General features: G+C 35.3%; 4 protein-coding genes. 1 reads left to right on the top strand and 3 read right to left on the bottom strand.

Going from position 1 to position 4,722, the window contains the following annotated elements; genetic code table 11:
• On the top strand, positions 1-243 hold a 243-nt coding region (locus tag AC1DRF_RS17145), incomplete at its 5' end, for a TetR-like C-terminal domain-containing protein (protein ID WP_477741233.1).
• A gap of 371 nt (positions 244-614) precedes the next feature.
• Here AC1DRF_RS17145 and AC1DRF_RS17140 read toward each other — a convergent pair.
• The 3 genes from AC1DRF_RS17140 to AC1DRF_RS17130 all read right to left on the bottom strand — a co-directional run.
• Complete coding sequence (locus AC1DRF_RS17140) at positions 615-2,060, bottom strand: glycoside hydrolase family 1 protein (protein WP_477741232.1); 1,446 nt, start codon at positions 2,058-2,060, stop codon at positions 615-617.
• Between the two features lie 99 nt (positions 2,061-2,159).
• A complete protein-coding gene (locus AC1DRF_RS17135; protein WP_477741231.1) occupies positions 2,160-4,001 on the bottom strand; it encodes a beta-glucoside-specific PTS transporter subunit IIABC in 1,842 nt (613 codons plus the stop codon).
• 152 nt (positions 4,002-4,153) lie between these two features.
• The coding region (locus AC1DRF_RS17130) for a PRD domain-containing protein (protein ID WP_477741230.1) at positions 4,154-4,722 on the bottom strand (569 nt) is incomplete at its 5' end.

Raw genomic sequence — 4,722 nt, 5'->3', positions numbered from 1 at the left:
ATGTTGAAGAGTGAAGGAGCTCCATATTTTCGTAGCCGATTTGTTCAACATAATATCGTAGAATTCAAAAAAGACGTAGATGTAAAAAAAGGCAAAAATCTCGGTCAAAATGAAGATATAGTTGCTGAATTTGTTGCAAATGCTTACGTTGGTGTAGTGGAATGGTGGATAAAGAATGGCATGCCTTATCCACCGCAGGAAATGTCAGAAAAAGTGGGGGATTTATTAGACAGAATTATATAGATTTATCGTATAAAAAATCCCTCTTATTCATTAAGGAATGAGGAGGGTAATGTGTCCTTCTCTCTTCAATAAAAATGAGAGGTAAAAGGGAGGATGATAAAGGGGGTTAGTACAATACTTGACACCAATATAATCATTGCTATAAGGAAAAGTTGATTAAGTGAGGTCACAAATATATAGGAAAATCCAGACTAATTAAAATTCTTTTGTTGAATTAGCTCGGATTTTCCTTAGATAAACATTTTAAATCCTCAGTTTTCTTTATTACTACACTTTGCCCTGTTTCAAGCAATATAAAAAGCTTTAGAAACAGTTAAAAATGGCTGTGTTTAAAATGGTAAATGTTTATTACCGTTTACATAACAAGTATCTTACAATTCTGCTCCATTTGTTTTAATTACATTTTTATACCAATAGAAACTCTTCTTACGTTTTCTGGAATAGTCACCTGTACCGTCATCATGGCGATCTACATAGATAAATCCATATCGTTTCGCCATCTCACCTGTCGATAAGGAAACAAGATCGATACAGCCCCACGGAGTATAACCTATTAAATCAACACCATCTAAAATAGCTTCGTGCATCGCTTCAATATGTTGTTTCACATAATCAATTCGGTAATCATCATTGATAGAGCCATCAGCTTCTACTTTGTCAAATGCTCCTAAGCCATTTTCAACAACCATTAGTGGAATATTGTAACGATCATAAATTTCATTTAAAGCAAAGCGCAAACCTGTTGGGTCAATCTGCCAGCCCCAGTCGTTTGCTTTTAAATAAGGATTTGCAGCGCCACCGAAAACATTTCCAGTTGCTAATTTTTCTGGATCGGTCGTTTGACAGAATGAAGTATAGTAGCTGAATGTATAGTAATCGACCGTGCCAGATGCCAAAATTTCATMATCTTCTGGCGCTTTTTCAATTGTAATTCCATTCTCAGCAAAATAACGTTTGGAAAAGCTAGGATAAGCTCCTCGAACTTGTATATCTCCACAAAAATGGTTAGACATTCTCATTGCTTTTTGATTTTCTAACACATCAACAGGATTAGGAGTTAGAGGATAACTCGTAAAATTAGCTAACATACAACCTATTTGATAATTTTCATCAATTGCATGTCCTAGCTTAACTGCTTTCGCACTTGCCACAAATTGATGATGCAATGCTTGGTAACGAATTTGCGGATCATCCACTTGGTTCATAAAATCAACTGATCCCTCATTCAAAATCCCAGTTCCTTGAAGATTCCCTTGAGGCATTGTCGCACAGTTAATTTCATTAAAAGTTAACCAGTATTTCACTTTCCCTTGATAACGTTTAAATAGAACTTCAGAATATCGAACAAATAATTCGATTACTCGTCTATCTGCCCAACCGTTATACTTGGCGGTTAGTGCAAAGGGCATTTCAAAATGGGAAATAGTAATTAATGGTTCAATATTATACTTCAAACACTCATCAATAATTTTATCGTAGAATTCTAAACCAATTTCATTTGGTTCAAGTTCTTCTCCAGTTGGAAAAATTCTTGTCCAAGCAATAGAAAAACGATATACTTTGAAACCCATTTCTGCAAATAATGCAATATCTTCTTTAAAACGATAATAGTGATCAATTGCATTATGAGAAGGATAAAAAGTATCTTTCTCTAAAATTGGTGTAATTCGCTTATTTTGCGTATGAGAACCGCCTGTACAAATATCTGCATCAGAAACGCCTTTACCATCTTTATTCCAAGCTCCTTCAATTTGATTGGCTGCAGTAGCACCGCCCCATAAAAAACCTTCTGGAAATTTCTTTTCTTCAAAATTCATAGTTAAATCCTCCTTAATTAATATCCTTCTATTGTTAAAGTCATCGATATATAGGGAGAAGAACTTAAGTCTCTCCCCAGATTTCATAAAAGAAGATCATTAAACGACTAATGTCAACAACTCTTCTTTCGCCTGAACAGCTTCTTTATTCATATCGAGAATATCAATATAGCGATCTGTATTCGTAATGATAACTGGAGTAGTAACTGGGTACCCAGCTTCTTTAATTTTTTCAATATCAAAGTTGACTAGTAAGTCACCTTGGCTTACCCGATCACCTTGTTTAACGACCGGTGAATAGTATTTTCCTCCTAATTGAACTGTATTGATTCCAATATGGATTAATATTTCTGCACCTTGGTCTGACGTAATTCCAATTGCATGTCCTGTAGGAAAAATTGTTGTGACAATACCGTTAACAGGTGATACAGCCTGACCAACAGTCGGTTCAATCGCTATTCCTTTTCCCATAGACTCTGATGCAAACACTGGATCATCCACATCAGCCAACACTTTGATTACTCCAGTTAATGGGCTCACAATTGAATCTTGTTTTACAAGTGGCTGCCCGGATTCTACCTTAGTTTCTTTCACTTCTATTCTCTTTTTGTCTTCATATCCGAAAATTACCGTCAGAATCGTTGCAATAGCTAAAGCAGCTAGTATAGATATAACGTACGCCATTAATGGTGAGTAAATTGGAATACTTAAAGCAGATGGTAACGCCAATGTCGATGCTTTTGCTCCAGCTAAGCCACTAACTCCTCCTCCGATAACCCCAGCTATTGCGACATAAGGAATTGTACGTTTGTAACGAAGTATTAACCCATACAAAATTGGTTCTGTTACACCTGACAATAATCCAGGTAATAACGTAGATGCAGCAAGTGCTTTTTCTTTTTTGTCCTTTGTTTTTAAGAAAATACCCAATGCCACTCCTATTTGTGCAAATACACCTGCAGAAACCAATGCGAGCAGAGGATCTCCACCATGTGCTACATTCTCAAGAATAAATGGAGCAAGTCCATTATGGATACCTAATAAGGTAAGGAAAGTGTATGCACCGCCCATTAAGGCACCTGTCAAGGTTCCACTTTCGGAATATAAAAAATTAATAAATGTTCCAATGCTATTTCCAAAATAGACCCCGAAAGGACCAAATGCAATTGTCGTTAATGGTACGATGATAAGCAAAGACAACATAGGAACCAAAAACATTTGTAGATCTTTGTGAATGATTTTCCTAAGAAATCTATCTAAAACAGCATAAATACTAACTGCGATAAAAACTGGGAATACAGTAGAAGAATAGTTCATCAAAACAATCGGTATACCAAGAAAATGAGTGCTATCACCTGTATTCTGCAGCAGGCTTGTAAAATTAGGTTCTAGCAATGCTGCCCCAATCGTCCCACCCACATAAGGATTTGCTCCCAGCTTTGTCGCAACTGTAATCCCTAAAAAGATTGGGAGGAAGTAAAATATCGCGTTTCCAGCTGCAGATAAAATAAAGAAGGTTCCACCTTTGTCTGATAAGAGACCAGTCATTGTTAAAAGAGCTAATAACGCTTTAAGCATCCCAGCACCAGCAAGGGCACCAAGTATCGGGGAAAAACTTCCTGCAATAACCTCAAATATTTTTGCAATAACATTCCCCTTTGATTTTTCTGATGATTCTCTTGCCGCACTACCTCCTACATTTGCAATCTTTATTACATCTTTATAAACCTCGGAGACATGGCTCCCAATGACAACTTGAAATTGCCCACCGTTCTCTACAACACTGAGAATTCCATCTAAATTTTCAAGACTTTTCTTATCAGCCTGACTATGATCTTTTAATGTAAAACGCAGACGGGTGGCACAATGCACAACACTAATTATGTTTTGTTCTCCACCGGCCAGCTGAACTATTTCCTTCGCTAAGCTTTGGTAACTCAATTTTATTCACTCCTTTTTAGTAAAGCTTTCTGTTAAATTTAACCTTGCTTAACTGTCTGTATGGTAAAAAGACTTAATAAAAAAAACCTAAATCAAACAATCAATTTTGAATGTTTGATTTAGGTTTTGCCCGTTAAGTTACAACCCTATAATCATCGGTTATTATTTTTTACTACTCTTTCAATATGAATCGTTAAATAAATTATTTCTTCATCCGTTAACTCGTAGGTATAAGAACTCTCAATAAACTTCTTTATTTTCTGTGAACATTTATGTGCATCCGGATATTYTACCTTGATTACATTATATAAATCATCATCAGATGTACTGTTATAATGATTGCCCCTGACTAGACGTTGTGCAAAAAACTTAAGATGTGTAATAAAACGATAGAATGTTAAAGAATTTTCATTAAACTCAATTTTAAAATGATATCTAACTATCGTTAAAATTTCTTGCATAACCTTGGTCATGTCTTTTATAACAGGCATCTCTTCATTCAATTCAGCATTAACAAAATGAAGGGCTAAGAACCCTGCTTCATCCTCTGGTAAAATGACACMAAATTGTTCACATATCATATTTAATGCTTCTAATCCAATCTCATATTCATCTTTATATAGTTGCCTAGTTTCCCAGAGTAAACCGTTTTTAATAGGTAAATTATTTTTAAAACGTTCAATTGCAAAGTGAATATGATCTGTTAAATGGATATAAATGC

It is taken from the genome of Priestia sp. P5_B4 (assembly GCF_056400385.1).
The sequence above is the reverse complement of the archived record's forward strand: the minus strand, read 5'-3'. Positions and strand labels throughout refer to the sequence as shown.